Raw genomic sequence first — 20,034 nt, 5'->3', positions numbered from 1 at the left:
GCAGATGCCCGGATTTTTTATTATTTAATTCTGATTTTTCTTTTTTGATTTCCATTTTCTCCAAAGCAAAATAATAACAGGAATAAGTAAAAAGAAGGGCCATAACGAAACCATTCCCAGCAGAAAACCTACAAAACTGTTCCACCCTTCTGTCAGAGAATCTATAAAGCGGCTTCCGAAACCAATTTTGGAAGTGGTTGAGCTTCTTACTTTCTCTTTATATAAGTTTAAATTCAAAGTACTGTAATTCACACGGTCATCAATAAAACGTAGGCTACCTTCAGCAATGTCAATCTCATCTTCCAATTCGCGGATATTTTCCTGAATTTCCAACATATCTTTTGTGGTAGCAGCCTTTTTAAGCATTTCACGGTATTTTTCAAGATATATCTTTTTGTTGGCCAGCTTTATCGCTATATCAGTATATTCTTCAGTCACATCATTGGATGAAATATTTTTAGACAGAACAGTTCCTACACCGTCTGAAAAGGAATTGATCAGTGCATCAAAATTTTTATGAGGCACACGGATGATCAGAGTAAGATTATCATCCATATCCGTATTTTGAAATTCTTCTTTCTGGATATAGGCATTGTTTTTCTTAATGATTTCATTGACCTGGTTCTGCGTTTTTTTAATATCACCCACCTGAATCTTCATATCTCCGTTTTTGATGATTTTTTTGGAAATTGTATCTGTTTTCTTTGGAGTGTAAACACCTTTGTTGATCCCATTTTCATCGGAGACTAGCTTTTCGGAAACAGAAAGTGATGGAGGTATGGGGGCGGAGGCTGCAGAAGGTACTTTATCTTCGGTTATAACTTCCATCAGATCGGCTTTTACCTCATGTTTTTCACCACCTGATTGGCTGCAATTGATCAGAATAAGACCTGATATTAGGAAAATAATTTTTTTCATAGGTTAGTTAGTTTTTTATGGGTATGATCAAAAAGTGTGCACAAAAATGATTATTTATAAGATTGGTTAAAAAATTAAAATGAAAGAAAAATTTAATATAAAATCAGTAAATAGAAGAAATAGCTGGGAAACCGGCTTGAAAAATTACTTAAACTGATAAATTATTTCTATTTTTAATTCATGAAAAAAAGTCTTTTAGCATTAGTGTTTTCTCCATTTCTGATGTATGCCCAGGAAGTTCCAAAACTTACAGACGAAATGGCCATGAAATTGTCCGATAAGCCTCTTCACTGTATCAATCAGGAATATCCAAATAAAACAGCTCATATTATCAATAATGCTGGCGAAGTTCCTTTGACTCCCAAAGATCTTCACCCTAGTTTTTATGGGTGTTTCGACTGGCATAGCTCTGTTCACGGACATTGGATGCTGACAAGACTTTTAAAAACAAAACCTAATCTCTCCAATGCCAAAGAGATTGAAAAAATTCTGGATGAATCATTTCAAAAGGAAAAACTTCAGACAGAAGCAGATTACTTTACAAAATATCAGCTGACAGGAACTTTTGAAAGAACCTATGGCTGGGCGTGGATCTTAAAACTGGATGAAGAACTCACGACCTGGGATCATCCAAAAGCTAAAATATGGCATGAAAACCTGAAACCGCTCACGGATCAGATTCTGAAGTCATGGAAGACCTATCTTCCAAAACAAACCTATCCCAACAGAACCGGAGTTCATCCTAATACGGCATTTGCAATGGCATTTGCCATAGATTGGGCAAGAGCCAATAAAGATAAAGTGTTTGAAAATCAGTTGATGGAAAAGGCAAAATACTTTTTCTTAAAAGATCAGAAAACACCAGCTTATCTGGAGCCGGACGGTTCGGATTTCTTTTCGCCAAGTCTGGAAATTGCAGATCTGATGCGAAGAGTTCTCCCTCAAAAAGAATTTGTACAGTGGCTGAATGCTTTTTACGAAAAAAGAAGTCTGGAGAATGTTGAAAAAATTCCGGTAGTAAGTGATCTTAGCGATTATCAGACGGTTCACCTGGTAGGATTGTCTTTTTCCAAAGCATGGTGTATGAAAGGAATTTCAAGTGCACTTCCTGCCAATCATCCCCTGAAAAAGGATTTCAGAAAAACTGCAGACGTATTTCTTACCAATGGGCTGCCTTTGCTTTTCCAGGGAAATTATGGAGGAGACCACTGGCTGGCAAGTTTTGCTGTATATGCTCTGGAAGATTAATATTTGATTCCTGTTTTTTTCAGAATAAAGCCTAAAAGCCAGATCGGTCCTATCAGAAGAAACTGCAGATCTTTGAGGAAAGTGGGCTTTTTCCCTTCAATTTTATGACCTATAAACTGAAAAATCCAGGTGATAATAAATACACTAAGGTAAACCATCCATGACTGTCTTCCAACATTAATATTGGTCAGATAGATAAAATGCTCCATAATGAGCATTATTACAATCATCACAATAGCGATCCGAAAAGACAGTCTTATATAGAACAGCGTGATCAGAATAATTGCAATAATACTTATGATGCTGGCACATCCGAAGTAGGAAGCGCAGAAATGAGGGGAAGGAATCAGGGATGCAAAACCTAGGATTGTCCAGAAAATTAAGGGTACGCAAATCCAGTGAATAAACTTGTTGGTCGCATTTCTGTGACTTTTACTGTATTCGGCAAATAATAAATCGACCTTTCTCATGCTGATGGAAAATTGGATTCCTGCTAAAATAATAAAATTTTGTAATCACTGGTAAGATTGCTTACATTTGTCTTATGTCTGCCCTGGAAAAATTTGGCGTTGATATTTTTACCGAACATAATATTTTCGAGCGAATAGCTGTGGGTAAACCGTTTCGTCCCGAAAATCCTGCATTTATTTTTATTAAATCCGGCACCATAAAACTTCGTCAGCATTTCAGTGATCTGGAAGTTTCTGCTAATATGTTTATGGTAACCGATCCGCAAACTATCTATGAAGTGGTAGGAGTTACTGATGATTTTCAGTCGAGGATGGTTTCTTATAAAAGAGGATTTATTTCTGCTTTATCATTAAAATTTAATCGTTTGATTACTTATCGTTATTTCAGGCAGCAGATGAATAAAGGAGTTCCTTTTCCAGAGGACGAAATGGAAGTGGTCTGGAAAAGCGTCAATTTCCTGAAATATATCCTGGATTCTGATACGGAAATGCTTTACAAGAAAGAAATGGTGGAGCATCTTTTCTCTGTATTTTGCTATCAGATGGCAGGAATCATTTCCAAGGAAGATAACAGTTCTATGAATCAGATGTCCAGACAGGAAGAAATTGTATTTGTATTTCTTACTGATCTTTCGGAATATCATCTTACGGAAAGGACTGTTGAGTTTTATGCCGAACGGCAATCAATTACAACCAGACATCTTTCCGCAGTAGTGAAGACCATTACAGGAAAGTCTGCAAGCCAAATCATCGCTTTAATTGTGATCAATGAGGCGAAGGTACTCTTAAACTCTTCCAGTAAACCGGTTTCAGAGGTTTCTTCTATTCTCGGATTTAGCGATCAATACTCATTTTCTCACTTTTTTAAGAAGCATCTGGAGGTGAGTCCTACACAGTACAGACATCAGTTTGAAAACTAAAATCTTACATTTGAACATCTTTTTCCAAAAATCAAACATTTGATTGATTTTGTTGTTGACCTAACTTTGCATCTGTAAAACAAGGTAAAATGACAAAGAAAATAAAAACAGCACTATCTGTATTGATAGCAGCTTTTCCTGCGCTGTTTTTTTCACAACAGATTAAGCAGATGACCGCAAGTGAGGTAGCGGAACTCGCTGTTCAGAATCACCAGCAGCTCAAGGTTTCTGCACAGAACATTGGTATTGCAAAACAAAATACGAATGTCGTTAAGCTTCAGAAACTTCCTACGATCACAGCTTCTACAAGTCAGTTCTATTTAGGAGATGCAGTAGCTATTGACAAAGACTTTTCGAATTCTACAAACGTTCCGATGCCACATTATGGAAGTTCATATGCTGTACAGGCAACACAATTGATCTTCAAAGGAGGATTGGTGAATAAATCTATTGAAATGGCAGGGCTTCGTGAACAGCTTTCGGAACTGGATTTAGAGAAAAATAAGCAGGATGTGAAATTTTTAGTGATTTCTAATTACTTGGACGTCTATAAAATTATCAATCAGGAAGAGGTATTTCAGAATAATAAAAAACTGGCTCTGGAACGTCTGAAGAACATCCAGAAATTCTATCAGCAGGGAATGGTAACCCGAAACGAAGTGATACGTGGAGAATTGGCCATTAAAAACCTGGATCAGGGAATTCTTACCCTTACGAATAATAAGAAAATCCTTAATTATAATCTGAATATTGCATTAGGTTTATCTTCAGACACAGAGATTATTCCTACAGAAAATCTGGAAAATAAAGAATCCGGAATAGGAATGGGATATTATACGGATCTTGCTCATGAAAGCAATCCGTTACTGAAATCTGCTCAAAAAAATATTGCGGTGGCAGATAAGAATATTGAGATCATAAAAACGGATAATGCACCTACTTTGGCCGGATTTGGTGGATATACGCTGCAAAGACCGATTACGACAAGAAATCCTGTTTTGGATATGTATTCAGGAGGCTGGCAGACCGGAGTTTCTTTAAGTTATAATATAGATACTCTTTATAAAACAAAAGAAAAAGTAAAATTAGGTGAGCTGCAAAAGAATCAGGCGAATGATGCCATGACTCTGGTACAGCAGAATGTAGATATGGGAGTGAATGCTGCCTATACAAAATATCAGGAAGCGATTCAGCAAGCTGATATTCTGAATGATTCCAAAAGACTGGCGGAAGAAAACTACAAGATTACAGAAGCCAAGTATTTGAACCAATTGGCTGTGCAGGCAGAAATGATTGATGCACAGAACCAGAAACTACAGTCAGAACTCGATTATGCCAATGCTGAGATCAATGTTTTGTATCAGTATTACAACCTTTTGAAATCTACAGGAACACTTTAATTTTTAACACTGAAAATCAACACAATGGAAAACAAGGGACAAACTACTCAAGATACTACATCAACTCAAGCAGCATCTGCTGTAGAAAACAAGAAAAAGAAAAATAAGACCAATAAAATCAGAGCTATTATTTCCAATATCATCGTCTTTTTGGTGATCGGTTTTGGATTATTCTGGTTAGTACGAGAATATTTTCATATTGGCAGCAAAACCTATACAGAAGCTGCACAGGTAGAAGAATTTATCAATCCTGTTAATACAAGGGTTTCTGCTTATATCAAAGAAATTAAGTTTATTGAACATCAGCATGTAAAAAAAGGAGATACACTGGTCATCCTTGACGAACGTGAAATTCTTACCCAGCTGGGACAGGCAGAAGCAGCATATCAGAATGCAATGGCTCAAAAAACGGCAACAAGTTCTTCTGTGAATACTGTTTCCAACAATATCAATGTGATGCAGTCTAATATTGCAGGAGCAAAAGCAAGATTATGGAATGCTGAACAGAACTTAAACCGATATAAAAATCTTTTGACGGCTGAGGCAGTTACAAGACAGCAATATGATCAGGTAAAAACAGAATATGATGCTCAAAAGGCAGCTTATGAAACGTTAGTGAATCAGAAACAATCCGCCAACCTTTCTACTACAGAAGTGAAAAGCAGATTGGGAATTAATGATGCCGAAATTAAAAGAACAAAATCTGCTCTGGATATGGCAAGAATCAATCTTTCGTATACTGTTATTACAGCACCTTATGATGGAGTAATGGGAAGAAGAACCATCTCCGAAGGTCAGTTGATCCAGCCGGGGCAACAGGTGGCAACCATCGTTCTGAATGGTCAGAAATGGGTAACCGCCAACTTCCTGGAAAGCCAGATGCCCAATATTAAAGTAGGTGAGAAAATTTCCATGACAGCTGATGCTTTAGGTGGTAAAAAATTCGAAGGAGTAGTCACAGCAGTTTCAGCGGCTACCGGTTCAAGATATTCAAATGTACCTACAGATAACTCTACCGGAAATTTCATTAAAGTACAGCAGAGAATTCCTGTAAGAATAGAGTTTACAGCTTCCAACAAAAAAGAAGATCTGGATAAACTGAGTGCCGGAATGAATATGAATGTAAATATTGGGCAGTAATTTAAAGATTTAATCATTGAAAGATTAAAAGATTGGAAAATACAGAAGTTAAGCTGAAAACTTTCAGTTACTAACTTCTAGTTTCTAACCTCTAACTTCTAACTTCATCATGTACAACAAAGGATTATATAACGATTGGGTACCCAAACCCGTACAGCTGCTGCTGATTGTATTGCTGCTTGCTGTAGTAATGCCTATTGGTGGGGTGTATACGGGAAATATCAGTTCTCTTGTGAGTGGTACCGGAGCCATGACAGAATATTTTATGTGGGCTAACTACGCAACTACTATTGGGATGGGAGCCTGTATGCCTGTGGTTCTCAGAATCAAAATGAGATTCAAAGTAAGGGATAAGTTGGTTTTACTGCTGGTACTTTTAGGATTGCTCAGCTATGTAAACGGAACTACTTTACAGCCAATGATTTTCATCTTTACTTCTCTTTTGATTGGTTTTATGAAGATGATGGTTACCATAGAGCTGTTCCTCCCACTGATGGTTATGATTGGAAACCGCGGGATGTTTTACGGAGCTTTTTATACCTTCGTTCTTGTCATGAACCAGGTGGCTACCTATTATGCTGCTGAGTTTGCCCTTCTTTACAATTGGCAACAATTTTACCTTTTCACAGCAGTTTTATGCTTTATTTTAGCCTTAATACACTGGATTTTTATGCATGATAAATATTTTGCATTAAAAGTCCCTCTGCACTATATTGACTGGCTGAGTATTTTGCTTTTCATTTCAACGTTCATGTTTTCAGCATACGTTTATTCTTTTGGAAGACAGCAGGACTGGTTCAATTCCAAGAATATCATGAATGCAAGTATTGCTGCTTTTGTGAGTTTTGCACTGCTTTCTATTCGTCAGCTCACTTTAAAACGACCGTATCTTTCATTCAAAATCTTCAAAAAAAATAATGTACAGAATGGATTGTTTATGCTTTTCTGGCTGGGAATGTTTTTAGGAACAGCTTCTATTCAGAATACTTTTGCAGTGGGAGTATTAGGATATGATCAATTGACCAATACCAGACTAAGTTTATTGATGATTCCCGGAATTATTTTAGCCGGAATCATTGCCATTTTCTGGTTCAAAAAAGAAAAACCTTTGAAAATGTACATTTTTTCAGGTTTTGCAGCAATGATCGGGTACTCCATTATTATGTACTTTTCTATGGTATTGGAGTTCAGTTATGACAATTGGTATCTGCCGATGTTTTTAAAGGGCTATGGAATGTGTTCACTGTTTATTTCCGTATGGTTTTATACACTGGATAAACTTGAAATGGATGAAATGCTGGCTGCCATCGGACTTGTATTGGTTTGGAGAACCTTCCTGGCTGTAGGAATTTTTTCTACACTGTACTCATGGTTTCAATACCGTTTCCAAGTTACAGCAATAGGTGATCTTGCTGTTTATATGGATGGGATAACTATTACTCCTCAAAATGTAGCGGCTAATATGAAAGCGATTCAGCTTAATGCCATTATCATAGCCACCAAAAAGATATTCGGATATATTATTTTAGTCGGATTTGCGGTATTGATTTATGTTGCGACCCATCATTTTGGAGCAAAACGATTCCAGTATTTCAGATTTATAAGAGTTTTGGGAGGTAAATCCGTTATTGCGAGAAGAAGACTTCGTGAAAGAAAAAAATTATTAGAAGAAATAAAAGATGCAGCAGGGCCTGCAGTATAAAAGATACCTTGTTTTTCACTAGTAAAATCCTGGTCCTTCATTGGGCTGGGATTTTACGTTTTTAAGAAGATGTCAGATTTTAAACTTTTTGAAACATTAAGATTGTATTAAGGTGTTTAGAGTATTAAGATGAGCTTCGCTTTAAGCTTTAAAAATCAGAATGTTTATCTTAACTATACTTTATTCTTTAAATTTTTCTTAATGGTTTTTAATATATATCCAGATTTAGAAAACTTTTCTGTAAAAAGATGTTTACCATCATAAAATAAGGGAAAATCTCATATTTTGTTATTTTTATTCTTTCTAAATAAGAATTATCTTTGTGAGATTATAAAAACTTTGAAGTAGAAAGAATGAAAAAGCAGTATGCATTCATAGGTCTTTTGGTTTCGGGAGTGATGATTTCCCAGACCGTGAAAGATTCTATTGCCTCTAAAGGTATTGAAGATGTGGTGATCGTAGCCTCCAGAAAACCTACAAAAATTTCTGAAGTTCCGGGAACGGTTTGGGTCGTACAGAAAGAAAAAATTCAGGAACAGGCCAAAAGCGGGGTTCCGATCAAAGAAATGTTATCGATTCTTATTCCTTCTATGGATATCGGTCCACAGGGAAGAACCAATTACGGACAGAATATGAGAGGACGTTCTGCGCTGGTGATGATCGACGGTGTTTCTCTGAACAGTATCCGTGCCATCAGCCGCCAGCTGGATGCCATTGATCCCTTTAATATTGAAAGAATAGAGGTGCTTTCAGGAGCAAGCTCAATTTATGGAGGGAATGCTACTGGTGGGATTATTAATATTATTACTAAAACACCTTCCAAAAAAGGAATCAGTGGAGAGACAGAACTGGGAGTACGTACAGGATTTATGGGAAAAGACGACCATGATTTCCGTGCCGCTCAGTCTATTGCTGCAAAAGGAGAAAAGTTCTTCGGACGACTGGGAGTAGCTTATCAGCAGAATGGTGGAGTATATGGGGCAGATCAGAAACAGCTTTTTACAGATATTACCCAGACGGACCTTCAGTATAACCAGTCCATTGATATTTTGGCTACCGGAGGCTATCAGTTTAATAACAAACATAAAATGACAGCCTCTGTTCAGTATTATAATTCTAAATTCAATGGTGACAGGAGTTTATTTTTAGGTGAAAATCTAAGTGCATTTACGACAAAAAATGCTTCACTCCTTGAAATGAGAGATGGGTTTTCATCTGATAAAAATGTAGGAACAGAACGTTATATGGCAACTGTAGCGTATAACGGAAACGGAATTTTAGGCGGACAGGATTTGTATGTTCAATTGGCTACCCGTGGTGAAAAATTAGGATTCTATCCATTCCCGGGAAATGTTACTTTACAGACGGGAAAAATACCTTATATGTCCTCTTCGCAGCAGGATACTTATTATTCAGGGATTAAAGCTTTACTATCCAAATCATGGGGTGGACTGAATGTTACCTATGGAGCCGATTTCGATTTTGAAAAATTTGAGGGAACTCAATCCGTTTATGATATTGCAAAAACAATGTCCAGTGGAGGTTTAGTAAACGAAACAAAATATAGCCTTGGCAGATATCCTACGAATCACTCACAGAGTTATGCAGGATATGTTCAGGCAAAATATAATATTCTTCCCAAATTACAGCTGAATGGAGGGATTCGTTATCAGCATATCAATGTGAAAATGGATGACTTTGTGGGTTCAGAACAGCAAACACAGATTGCAATGGGTTATGGAAGCTCAGCATCCGCAATTCCCGGAGGTGAAAGTTCTTATAATGTGACTTTAGCTAATGCCGGATTGTTGTATAAATTCAATGAAAAGCATCAGATTTGGGGAACATTTTCTCAGGGAGCAAGTTTAGCTGATCCTGCCAAGTTTTATGGAATTGGGCAATATAAATTGGTGGGAACAAACTGGAATGTGGTATCCAGTATCAATGTAAAAGAACAGCCGCTTCAGGCCATTAAGACCAATCAGTTTGAGCTGGGTTACCGTATCAACAGAGGTGGTTTAAGAGCTCAGATTGCGGGATTCCTGAGTAATTCTGATAAAACGGTTGCCGTTGATAAAAAGACCTTCCAGATTCTCGTGAATGATTTGAAATTAAGAAACATGGGAATTGAAGCTGAGGTTTCTTACGCTTTACACAATGGAGTTTATTTCGGAGCAAGCGGACTTTTGATCAAATCTGAGGTAGATAATAAAGGAGAATGGCAGAAACAGGAAATTTACAATGCCTCTCCTTCAAAATTGGTAACGTATATCGGATATAACATTAAAAGCTGGTCATTCAGATTCCAGTCTTTGCAGAATTTCAAACAGAAAGACGAGCTTAATAATGTTGTGGAGGGTTATAATACTTCAGATCTGATGATGGGATACCGATTCAACTGGGGGAAATTCAATCTGGGAATCCAAAACCTGTTTAATACCGATTATCAAACCATCTGGAGCAAGCGTTCCCAGGTTTTATATTCTACATACGGACTTCCGGAACTGTTTAATTATAAAGGAAGAGGAAGAACATTCAACCTTTCTTACACTTTTGAATTCTAGAAAATAAGATAAAGGTAAAAATGCCTTGATCTGAAAACATATTGTATTTCAAATCCGGTTTCTGAGATTGATCGGAAACCGGATTTTAATTTTAAAAAAAATCAGTTATGGCCAAAATTTCAACAGGGCAGATTGTTGCCGAAGTCACCAGAAAAGAATACATTACTGACCATTTTATCAGAGTGTATTTGTATTCACCGGAAGTTCAGTTGTTCAGGAACACGATGGTGGGAGATAATAATAAAATTGCCGTTCCACCTACTGGATTGAACGAAATTCATTTTCCGACTTTGGATGAAAATCATCAGTGGATATATCCGCCTAAAGAAGTCGCTCCGGCAATCAGAACCTATACTCACAGAGGAATTGATCTTGAGAAAAATGAATTAATTATTGATTTTGTAGACCACGGAGACGGTGGCCCGGCTTCCCGATGGGTGAGAGAGGCTGAAGCAGGCTCAAAATTGGGTGTGATGATGCGTTTGGAGGGAAAAGAGCTGTATCCCGCTGCAGATTGGTATCTGTTGATAGGAGATACTACAGCCATTCCGGTGATCAGTGCCATCCTGGAAACGCTTCCTGAAACGGCAAAAGGAATATGCATCATTGAAGTTCATGGAAAGGAAGATGAACAAATGCTTGAAACCAAAGCCCAGATTGACTTTAAATGGTTACACAATGCACAGCCTCAGATCAGCAGCGAAATTGCCAATGTGGTAAAAAGCATTGAGATCCCCGAGACGGCAAAATTTGGTTATGTTGCCTGTGAATTTTCAAGTGTGAAAGAAATCCGCACCTATCTGAGAAAAGAAAAAAACTGGACTTCACAGGAATTATATGCTTATTCTTATTGGAAAGCTGGGGTTGCAGAGAATGAATCTCAGGCGGACAGACATAAAGAGAAGGATTCGATGGAGTAGGTGGCAGGTTTTAGGGATTAGGGATTAGGGATTAGAGATTAGAGATTAGGGATTAGGGATTAGGGATTAGAGATTAGGGAGATATTCTGTAAAATATTGATGGAAGCCCATTGATGTCAATAGTGAATTTTGCTTCGGAAGTGAATGGTGAATTTTTTAATAGAGTTAGAACGTCTATCTTTAATTTTAAGTATCAACAAATAAACTTGCAACAAAAGAAACCAGCAACCCGTACCTCTCAACTATCATTCCATAGCAAATAAACCAGCAACTCGCAACAAAATAAACTCGCAACTATCATCCTGAACCCGTATCTTTGCCCTATGAAAGATTTAATGGGCAGAGCGATCTGGGATTATTATCACAATGAAAATCCGGAGGATCTGCAGACTGAAACGTCAATTTCTGAGCTGGATGAACTTCCGGTGGATTATTTATTCAGAGATTTTGAAGAAATGAATGATATTGAACAGAAAGCACTGAAATTATCCAGCGGAAAAGTTCTGGATATCGGAGCGGGTGCAGGTTCTCATTCTTTATACCTTCAAAATGAAAGAAACCTTGAGGTGACGGCTTTGGATATTTCACCAAAATCAATTGAGGTTTGCAAGCTGAGAGGCATTAAAAAAGCGGTTTGTGAAAATATGCTTGATTTCTCCGGAGAAACTTTTGATACCATTTTATTATTGATGAACGGTACCGGAGTTTTTGAAAGCCTTGCGAAAATTGATACCTATCTTCAAAAACTGCATACTTTACTGAATGATGGCGGACATGTTTTAATTGACAGTACAGATATTCTTTATATGTTCGACCGTGATAAGGATGGCGGAGTGTATATTCCTGCAGGAGGTTACTACGGAGAACTGGGGTACGTAGTTCATTATAAAGGAGAGTCTGAAGAACCGATTACCTGGCTGTATCTTGACTTTAATACGTTGAAAAATGCTGCCACAAATAATGGCTTCAAAATAGAAAGAGTTTTGAAAGATGAAGATTCTTACCTGGCCAAACTTACTAAGAAATAATTGACAACAAGTCATTGCGAGCTGAAAGCGAAGCAATCTCAAAAACAATAGTGTCATTCTGTAAACCGGGATGACTTTTTTGTAGTTATTCTAGCCCCGATAGGAACGGTTACCCCACAGCATGCGGTTGGCTCTGGGCCAGGCGCGAGGAGTAAAAGTGGATAGCGGGAAACAGCTCCTTATTATGGTCTGAACAGATGGATGGCTCTTGCAAACGGATAGAAAGAAAACCAATCCTGAAAATAGAAATACATCAGAACAGCGGTTCCGGCGCATAAAATCACTGGAAGAATATAAGACTCTGCACGGTAAGGAAGTTTTTTTGGAGTTGCTAAAACGCTGATGACAAGTAAACCCAAAGCACCTACTGCAATGATTCCAATTTCGGGACTGTATCTGGAAGTGGTACCAAAGTCGAAATGCGAAAGCAGAACGAATTTTTGAAACATAAAAAAAAGAAAACCAAATGCCAGTGCTAAGAAACTTGCAGGGTATTTTTTTAGTTTGACTAAATTAAGGAACAGTAAAATAGATCCCGGAATCGGAGAGAAAAAAACGGAGCTGACTAAAATAGTCATTCGAGAATAAAGCTTAACAGCCTCCGGATCTTCTGTGATATGATCTTTCCAAACTTCTGCCTCTTCTGTACGTTTTGCTTCCTCTTCTTGTTTTTTATGCTGGATCAATTGCTGAGCGGCTGTTTTTTCCATTTCACTGAAAGTACGTCCTCTTTCTTCCAGAATTTCAAAAGCGATCTGAACGGCTTCCGGAACAAAGCGGTTGCCTTCTTTTAAATATCCTTCTAATTCCTGATTGGAAAGCTTTCTTAAAATACTTCTGTTCACCATAAGCTGTATACTTTCAAAAGAAAGGCTGCTTCTCGTGAAACAGCCTGTGATCTTTATAAGGATTTTAATTATCCAATCTCAATACCGTTTTCAACATTGCTGTCGTCTGGTGTTACGAAAGATAGTTTTCCGTCTGGTTTTGTTGTTAACAATAACATTCCCTGAGATTCAATTCCTCTGATTTTTCTTGGAGCAAGGTTCAGCAGGATCATTACTTGCTTACCGATTACTTCTTCAGGAGTAAAACTTTCTGCAATACCAGAAACAACAGTTCTTACATCTACTCCTGTATCTACAGTAAGTTTTAATAATTTATCTGCTTTTTCTACTTTCTCAGCTTCTGTAATGGTTGCTGTTCTAAGGTCTATTTTAGTAAAGTCATCAAACGTGATTTCTTCTTTCATAGGGTTTGCGTTAGGGTTTGTTTTTTTATTGTTTTGTTTGGTGTCTTCCAGTTTCTGGATCTGAGCCTCAATAACATCGTCTTCAATTTTTGAGAAAAGGAGAGATGATTCGTTGATTGTATGTCCTGTTTCAATTAATACGGATTGATTTTCAATCGTATTCCAGTCTTTCTTCTGAACATTGAACATATTCAATAGCTTTTCAGAACTGAAAGGCATGAAAGGTTCACATAGCTGAGCTAATGCAACTGCTATTTGTGCTCCAACGAATAAAGATTGAGCTGCTTTTTCCGGGTTATCTTTAATGGTTTTCCAAGGTTCTTCTGTTTGAAGATACTGGTTTCCAAAACGAGCAAGATTCATTAATGCTGTTAATGAATTTCTGAACTCATAATTTTCAAGGAATCCTGAAATCTCTTTTGCAGACTTACTTATTTCCTGCAATTCAGGACTGTTGATATCACCTTGTGGAATAACGCCATCATAATATTTATGAATAAGAACGGCAACTCTGTTGATGAAGTTTCCGAAGATTCCTACCAATTCAGAATTATTCTTAGTCTGGAAATCCTTCCATGTAAAGTTGTTGTCTTTAGTTTCCGGAGCTGATGAAAGAAGAGCATATCTTAAAACATCCTGTTGTCCAGGGAAGTCTTCTACATACTCATGAGCCCATACTGCCCAGTTTCTTGACGTTGAGATTTTATCGTTCTCAAGGTTCAGGAATTCAAAAGCAGGAACATTTTTAGGCATGATATAATCTCCGTGAGCTTTCATCATTGAAGGGAAAATAATACAGTGGAATACAATATTATCTTTTCCGATAAAATGTACCAGGTCACTGTTTTCACTCTGCCAGTAATCTTTCCAGTCTTTTCCGTTTTTCTCTGCCCATTCTTTAGTGAAAGAAATATAACCGATAGGAGCATCAAACCATACATATAATACTTTTCCTTCAGCATTCGGAAGAGGAACCGGAACTCCCCAGTTAAGGTCTCTGGTCATCGCACGAGGCTTAAGGCCATCATTTAACCAAGATTTAACCTGTCCGTATACGTTAGGCTTCCAGTCATCTTTATGACCTTCAATGATCCATTCATTGAGGAAATCTTCGTATTCGTTTAATGGCAGGTACCAATTTTTTGTTTCTTTAAGGATAGGAACATTTCCACTAAGCATTGATTTCGGATTAATCAGTTCAGAAGGAGAAAGGGTAGAACCACATTTCTCACACTGATCCCCGTAAGCGTTTTCGTTACCACAATTAGGACAAGTTCCTACAATATAACGGTCAGCAAGGAATTCTCCTGCCTGCTCATCAAAATACTGCTCAGAAATTTCTTCCGTGAATTTTCCTTTCTCGTATAAAACCTTGAAGAAATCCTGGCTGGTTTCATAATGGTTTTTAGACGTTGTTCTGGAATATTCATCAAATGAAATTCCAAGGTCAGAAAAAGATTTTTTAATGATCTCGTGATATTTGTCAACAATATCCTGAGGAGTAACTCCTTCTTTTTTTGCTCTTATGGTAATAGGAATCCCATGCTCATCTGAACCACAGATAAACGCTACATCTTTTCCTAATCTTCTCTGAAATCTTGCGTAAACATCCGCAGGAATATAAACACCTGCCAAATGTCCTATATGAACCGGCCCGTTTGCATAAGGCAAAGCTGCCGTAATCATCTTTCTGTTTGACATTTATAGTAAAGTTTTGACTGCAAAGATAAGGAATATCTGTTGAATACCGCTATTAGTGGTATTATTATGATGAAGAAAGCGAATTTCAGGAGCTGAATATGAAATTAAGTTAAACGGTTGTTTAACCTTTTCTTAATTTAAAACAAATATTATGCAATGCATAAGACGTTGTAAATTATTGGATTTTAAAAAACTAACTAAAATAGGTTTCGTAATATACATAATTTTAACTAAAATTATATTAAATTTATAATAATTCTATTTTTTTTTTAAATTGCGAGTCTGGCTCTGGGCCAAAATATGACTGAAAAACGAAACTATAAAAAAATAAGATTGTGAAGAATTTTACAACAGTATTAAAAATCGCGCCCGCTTTTTTACTGGCCAGTACAGTAATGCACGCGCAGAAAAAAGATTCTCTTCCTCAGGAGAAGAAAATAGAGGAGGTGGTCTTAGTAGGATATGGGAAGCAGAAGAAATCTGATCTTACGGGTTCTATCACTGCGGTCTCTGAAAAGGACTTTAATAAAGGTGCTATTGTTTCAGCCGATCAATTAATTACCGGTAAGGCTCCTGGTGTAAGAATAACCAATGCTGGTGGGTCACCAGATTCAGCTCCCAATATAAGAATTAGGGGAGGATCTTCTTTTAGTGCTAATAATAATCCCTTGATTGTTATTGATGGTGTTCCTTTAGATACCAATAACCCAGCGGGTGTAGGTAACCCTTTGAATCTGATTAATCCAAATGATATTGAATCTTTTTCAATATTAAAAGATGCTTCTGCAACAGCAATTTATGGAAACAGAGGTTCAAACGGTGTTATCATCATTAAAACAAAAAGAGGTGGTGGCAAACTTAAAATTAGTTTGAATACTAATGTTTCTGTAGGTACAGTAACAAGATATATTGATGTTATGAATGCTGATGAGTTTACAAAATTCATCAATCAAAATTATCCTAACTACAATTATTTATTAGGTGTTGGAGGAAGTTCTGCAAATCCAACACAACCGGGTACAATCTACAATACAGATTGGCAAAAAGCTATTTATAGAAACTCTGTATCTTCAGATAATAATTTGAGTATATCAGGAAGCTTGTTTAATAAAGTTCCTACAAGACTGTCAGTAGGTTATAATAGAACGGAAGGGGTTATTAGAACAAGTGATTATGAGAGATTTTCGACAGGATTAAACATTACCCCTTCATTTTTTGATAATCATTTAAAAATTGATATTAGCTTAAAGGGATTATTTTCCAAGCTTAATGCAATTGATGACGGAGGGGCTATTGGAGGGGCAATCAATATGAATCCTACGCTTCCAATTTATCAGTCTCAGACTAATTTAACAGGTGACCCATACAATAGATTCGGAGGTTATTATCAGAATATTGTTTTAAAAGGAAATCAATATCTGATTCAAGGACAGAGTAATCCTTTGGCGATTCTTATGCAAAGAAGCTCGCCACAAAAGATTGCTAAATTTTTAGGTAATGCTGAGATTAATTATAAATTTCATTTTTTACCTGACCTGAGAGCTATTGTTAATTTAGGTTTAGAAGCTTCAAGATCTAATTTAAAAACAGTTTATTCAGATAATGCAGTGGCAACGTATAGGAATCCACAAAATTTATTTGTTCCTAATGATTATGTATTCAGTCCTGGAATTGATTATGCAGAACATCAGAATATTGTAAATCAAACAATGGATGCCTACTTGGTATATGAGAAAAAATATTCAGGATTTCTTTCTCACTTCTTAGTGCAAGGAGGATACTCCTATCAGAATTTTAAAAATGATGGATATAAAGATCAATATAGGTATGATGATGTGACAGGACATAGAGTTCCAAACCCAGGCACTGCTTTGAATCCAACGAACAGATATTATAATGTATTAAATTTACAGTCATTTATAGGAAGAGCAAATATTGATTTCTATGATAAATATTTGTTTACATTAAACTTCAGAGCAGATGCATCTTCTTTATTTCAAAAAGGTGAACGATGGGGTTATTTTCCAGGGGTAGGTTTTGCCTGGAAAGTTAATAAAGATTTCTTCACAGAATCTTCTTCTGTAAAAGATCTGAAATTAAGATTGGGATGGGGAAGAACAGGTAATGCTGATATTGTGAGTGTAGCTGGATTTTATCCTTCAAGCCCTTATTTCTCGATTGGTGGCTCCAATTCACAATATTTTCCAGGAGTTGGAACATACAGTGCATTGCCATTTAATCCTGGTTTAACATGGGAGACTACAGAAACCTGGAATGCTGGAATTGATTTTTCATTCTTCAGCCAGGATAGAATATCAGGAAGTATTGACGTCTACAAAAGAAAAACAACAAATCTTTTAGCAAAAGTACCATTGCCGGCAGGGCAAGGTTTAAGTAATGAATTTACTACCAATGTAGGGTCTCTTGAAAATAAAGGGGTTGAATTCAATTTGACAGTAGTTCCTGTAAAAACTGAAAATTTAAATTGGTCTGTTTCAGGTAATTTTGGTTATAATGATTCCAAGATCTTAAGTTTAGGTGATGTTAGCTATTTTCCTGATAACTCAAGTACACTTCCAATTGGTACGGGGATAAAAATTGCAAATAATGCAATAGGCTATCAACCTTATTCGGCATGGGTATTACAACAGGTTTATGATGCAAATGGTAAACCGCTTGATAATGTATATGTAGATAGAAATAACGATGGGATTATTAATGAGAAAGATAGGTATTATAGGGCAATAAGACCAAGGTGGACATATGGTTTCAGTACTTCTTTAACTTATAAAAACTGGGATCTTAATGCCGCTTTCAGAGGACAAATAGGAGGATTAATCTATAATACTAGAAAACTTGCGCAAGGCTTTAAAAGCTATACCGTTCCTCAAAACTCACAAAACTTAAATAATGTGCTTACTTCAACCGCAGATTCTCCATTTACATTATCAGATAATCTGTACTTCTCAGATTATTTCTTAGAAGATGCTTCATTCTTGAAACTTGATAACGTAACGATAGGTTATCTGTTTAAAAATGTATTTAAGAATACTAATGTAAGAGTATATGGTTCTGTAAATAACGTTTATACATGGACTAATTATTCCGGGCAGGATCCTGAAAACTTTACAGGTATTGATAATAATTTTTATCCAAGACCAAGAACTTATACCATTGGATTTAATTTTAATTTCTAAAAGCACTTAAAAAATGAAAAATACTAAATATAAAGTACTGGCTCTTTTGGCTTTCTTAGCAATAAATACTGCTTGTCTTAATGATTTGGATACAGAGCCTAAAGTAGAACAAACTTTAGAAAACCTATTGGCGGCAGATCCCAATGCTGTTGAAGGGCTATTGTCGAGATTATATGCGAGTTTTGCACTTTCAAGTGTGGAAGGTCCTGATAAATCGGATATTTCAGGTGCGGACCCTGGAGAATCACCATTTGTAAGAGGACTTGTTAATCTACAGGATTTCACTGCAGATGATATGAAAAACAGATGGGGAGACAACGGATTGGATCAGTTGACAACAACTGCCAACTGGACTTCCAATAATAAGTTTTTCAAGTATGTCTATGATAGGATTTATTATACCGTTCCACAGGCAACAAATTTGATTCTTATTATGAAAAGTGATAAGGTAAATTATGCCAATAAAAATCAGGTGGTTGATGAACTTAGATATTTAAGAGCATTATCTTATTACTATTTAATTGATCTTTTTGGAAAAGGAGCTTTGGTCACGGATGAAAATTTTAATACAAGTGCCCTTTTACCAGAAACATCAAGAAAAGATCTTTTTAATTATGTTGAAAGTGAATTATTGGCAATAGAAGCTACTCTGCCTGCTTCAAACTCATATGGAAGAGCGAATAAAGCCTGTGCAAGAATGCTTTTAGCTAAGCTATATCTAAATGCTGAAATATATACGGGAACACCTAGATATAGTGATGCGGCCAATTTTATTAATAAAATTATTAGTGAAGGAGGATATCAGCTAGAAACTAATATCAGAAAGAATTTTTCTTCAGATAATAACACTTCTAAAGAAATTATATTCCCACTTTTAGCAGACGCTGTTTCCAGCCAAAGTTTTGGTAATACAACTTATCTTGTAAATGGAAGTATAAGTACAGATACAATGGTTCCTGCTGACTTTGGAGCTAAACAGGGTTGGGCAGGTCACAGAGCTACAAAAGCTTGGTATGGATTATTTGGAAATAGTATTGCAGATCTTCAGGCAAGTCCTGATAAAAGAGCTAAGCTGTTCTGGACTCAAGGTCACAACTGGGAAATGAATGATTATAAAACATGGTCTGATGGATTACCATCTGATAAATTCTGGAACAAAGATTCAAATGGAGCAGGTGGAGCAACTGATTTTTCTTCTACAGATTTTCCATTATTCAGATTGGCAGATGTTTATTTAATGTATGCTGAATGTGCTTTAAGGGGAGCTGCTGGAACAACGGTCCCACAAGGGTTGATATACTTGAATCAGGTAAGAGCCAGAGCAGGGGCAACAGCATTAAGTGCAATAACTCTGGATGTGGTTTTAGATGAAAGAGCCAGAGAATTGAACTTTGAGGGAATGAGAAGACAGGATCTTATCAGATTTGGTAAATTTACAGGAGGTACTTACTTATGGCCTTGGAAAGGAGGAGTGAAAAACGGAACTTCAATTTCGGATAATTATAAAATATTCCCAATTCCAAGTACTGCTTTACAATCGAACCCTAATTTAACTCAAAATCCAGGTTATTAAT

The 20,034-nt window shown here is 36.6% G+C and carries 14 protein-coding genes; 10 read left to right on the top strand and 4 right to left on the bottom strand.

Going from position 1 to position 20,034, the window contains the following annotated elements:
* Positions 1 to 24: 24 nt before the first annotated feature.
* The gene (locus REB14_RS21630; protein ID WP_309523272.1) at positions 25 to 918 is read right to left on the bottom strand and encodes a DUF4349 domain-containing protein; all 894 of its coding nucleotides are present in this window, start codon (positions 916 to 918) and stop codon (positions 25 to 27) included.
* Positions 919 to 1,098: 180 nt separating this feature from the next.
* Here REB14_RS21630 and REB14_RS21625 point away from each other — a divergent pair, with 180 nt between their 5' ends.
* Entirely contained in the window at positions 1,099 to 2,166 is a 1,068-nt protein-coding gene (locus REB14_RS21625; RefSeq protein WP_309523271.1) for a DUF2891 domain-containing protein, read from the top strand.
* Here the strand turns inward: REB14_RS21625 and REB14_RS21620 are convergent.
* On the bottom strand, positions 2,163 to 2,636 hold the full coding sequence (locus REB14_RS21620; RefSeq protein WP_079241148.1) for an Mpo1 family 2-hydroxy fatty acid dioxygenase: 474 nt from the start codon (positions 2,634 to 2,636) through the stop codon (positions 2,163 to 2,165). The genes REB14_RS21625 and REB14_RS21620 overlap by 4 nt on opposite strands.
* A gap of 74 nt (positions 2,637 to 2,710) precedes the next feature.
* Between REB14_RS21620 and REB14_RS21615 the strand changes: the two genes are divergently transcribed.
* From REB14_RS21615 to REB14_RS21585, 7 genes are all read left to right on the top strand, one after another.
* Entirely contained in the window at positions 2,711 to 3,556 is an 846-nt protein-coding gene (locus REB14_RS21615) for a helix-turn-helix domain-containing protein (RefSeq protein WP_309523270.1), read from the top strand.
* An 89-nt stretch (positions 3,557 to 3,645) separates the two neighbouring features.
* A complete protein-coding gene (locus tag REB14_RS21610; RefSeq protein ID WP_309523269.1) occupies positions 3,646 to 4,956 on the top strand; it encodes a TolC family protein in 1,311 nt (436 codons plus the stop codon).
* A 24-nt stretch (positions 4,957 to 4,980) separates the two neighbouring features.
* Positions 4,981 to 6,096 carry an HlyD family secretion protein gene (locus tag REB14_RS21605; RefSeq protein ID WP_309523268.1) on the top strand — a complete coding sequence of 372 codons (1,116 nt, stop codon included), beginning with the start codon at positions 4,981 to 4,983 and terminating at the stop codon, positions 6,094 to 6,096.
* A 109-nt stretch (positions 6,097 to 6,205) separates the two neighbouring features.
* The gene (locus REB14_RS21600; RefSeq protein WP_309523267.1) at positions 6,206 to 7,798 is read left to right on the top strand and encodes an efflux MFS transporter permease; all 1,593 of its coding nucleotides are present in this window, start codon (positions 6,206 to 6,208) and stop codon (positions 7,796 to 7,798) included.
* 353 nt (positions 7,799 to 8,151) lie between these two features.
* Positions 8,152 to 10,362, top strand: coding sequence for a TonB-dependent receptor (locus REB14_RS21595; RefSeq protein ID WP_309523266.1), 2,211 nt, complete (start codon positions 8,152 to 8,154; stop codon positions 10,360 to 10,362).
* Positions 10,363 to 10,469: 107 nt separating this feature from the next.
* Positions 10,470 to 11,282, top strand: a complete 813-nt coding sequence (locus tag REB14_RS21590; RefSeq protein WP_309523265.1) for a siderophore-interacting protein — start codon at positions 10,470 to 10,472, stop codon at positions 11,280 to 11,282.
* Positions 11,283 to 11,605: 323 nt separating this feature from the next.
* Positions 11,606 to 12,310 (top strand): class I SAM-dependent methyltransferase, encoded by a 705-nt coding sequence (locus REB14_RS21585; RefSeq protein WP_309523264.1) that lies wholly within the window; start codon positions 11,606 to 11,608, stop codon positions 12,308 to 12,310.
* A gap of 182 nt (positions 12,311 to 12,492) precedes the next feature.
* On the opposite strand, the gene REB14_RS21580 is transcribed toward REB14_RS21585, so the two are convergent.
* A complete protein-coding gene (locus tag REB14_RS21580) occupies positions 12,493 to 13,158 on the bottom strand; it encodes a hypothetical protein (RefSeq protein WP_309523263.1) in 666 nt (221 codons plus the stop codon).
* A gap of 68 nt (positions 13,159 to 13,226) precedes the next feature.
* Positions 13,227 to 15,263, bottom strand: a complete 2,037-nt coding sequence (gene metG, locus REB14_RS21575) for a methionine--tRNA ligase (protein ID WP_105683601.1) — start codon at positions 15,261 to 15,263, stop codon at positions 13,227 to 13,229.
* A gap of 335 nt (positions 15,264 to 15,598) precedes the next feature.
* Here metG and REB14_RS21570 point away from each other — a divergent pair, with 335 nt between their 5' ends.
* Both REB14_RS21570 and REB14_RS21565 read left to right on the top strand, forming a co-directional pair.
* The gene (locus REB14_RS21570; protein WP_309523262.1) at positions 15,599 to 18,460 is read left to right on the top strand and encodes a SusC/RagA family TonB-linked outer membrane protein; all 2,862 of its coding nucleotides are present in this window, start codon (positions 15,599 to 15,601) and stop codon (positions 18,458 to 18,460) included.
* 13 nt (positions 18,461 to 18,473) lie between these two features.
* Positions 18,474 to 20,033 carry a RagB/SusD family nutrient uptake outer membrane protein gene (locus tag REB14_RS21565; RefSeq protein WP_079241159.1) on the top strand — a complete coding sequence of 520 codons (1,560 nt, stop codon included), beginning with the start codon at positions 18,474 to 18,476 and terminating at the stop codon, positions 20,031 to 20,033.
* The last annotated feature ends 1 nt before the right edge of the window (position 20,034 follow it).

It is taken from the genome of Chryseobacterium metallicongregator (genome assembly GCF_031324065.1).
Classification (GTDB): domain Bacteria; phylum Bacteroidota; class Bacteroidia; order Flavobacteriales; family Weeksellaceae; genus Chryseobacterium; species Chryseobacterium metallicongregator.
Note: the sequence above shows the minus strand (reverse complement) of the source record. Positions and strands in the feature narration are given on the sequence as shown.

Bases quoted from the DNA above. Each gene is read 5' to 3' on its own strand.
- REB14_RS21630 (WP_309523272.1), bottom strand. From the start codon at position 918: ATGAAAAAAATTATTTTCCTAATATCAGGTCTTATTCTGATCAATTGC.
- REB14_RS21625 (WP_309523271.1), top strand. From the start codon at position 1,099: ATGAAAAAAAGTCTTTTAGCATTAGTGTTTTCTCCATTTCTGATGTAT.
- REB14_RS21620 (WP_079241148.1), bottom strand. From the start codon at position 2,636: ATGAGAAAGGTCGATTTATTATTTGCCGAATACAGTAAAAGTCACAGA.
- REB14_RS21615 (WP_309523270.1), top strand. From the start codon at position 2,711: ATGTCTGCCCTGGAAAAATTTGGCGTTGATATTTTTACCGAACATAAT.
- REB14_RS21610 (WP_309523269.1), top strand. From the start codon at position 3,646: ATGACAAAGAAAATAAAAACAGCACTATCTGTATTGATAGCAGCTTTT.
- REB14_RS21605 (WP_309523268.1), top strand. From the start codon at position 4,981: ATGGAAAACAAGGGACAAACTACTCAAGATACTACATCAACTCAAGCA.
- REB14_RS21600 (WP_309523267.1), top strand. From the start codon at position 6,206: ATGTACAACAAAGGATTATATAACGATTGGGTACCCAAACCCGTACAG.
- REB14_RS21595 (WP_309523266.1), top strand. From the start codon at position 8,152: ATGAAAAAGCAGTATGCATTCATAGGTCTTTTGGTTTCGGGAGTGATG.
- REB14_RS21590 (WP_309523265.1), top strand. From the start codon at position 10,470: ATGGCCAAAATTTCAACAGGGCAGATTGTTGCCGAAGTCACCAGAAAA.
- REB14_RS21585 (WP_309523264.1), top strand. From the start codon at position 11,606: ATGAAAGATTTAATGGGCAGAGCGATCTGGGATTATTATCACAATGAA.
- REB14_RS21580 (WP_309523263.1), bottom strand. From the start codon at position 13,158: ATGGTGAACAGAAGTATTTTAAGAAAGCTTTCCAATCAGGAATTAGAA.
- metG (WP_105683601.1), bottom strand. From the start codon at position 15,263: ATGTCAAACAGAAAGATGATTACGGCAGCTTTGCCTTATGCAAACGGG.
- REB14_RS21565 (WP_079241159.1), top strand. From the start codon at position 18,474: ATGAAAAATACTAAATATAAAGTACTGGCTCTTTTGGCTTTCTTAGCA.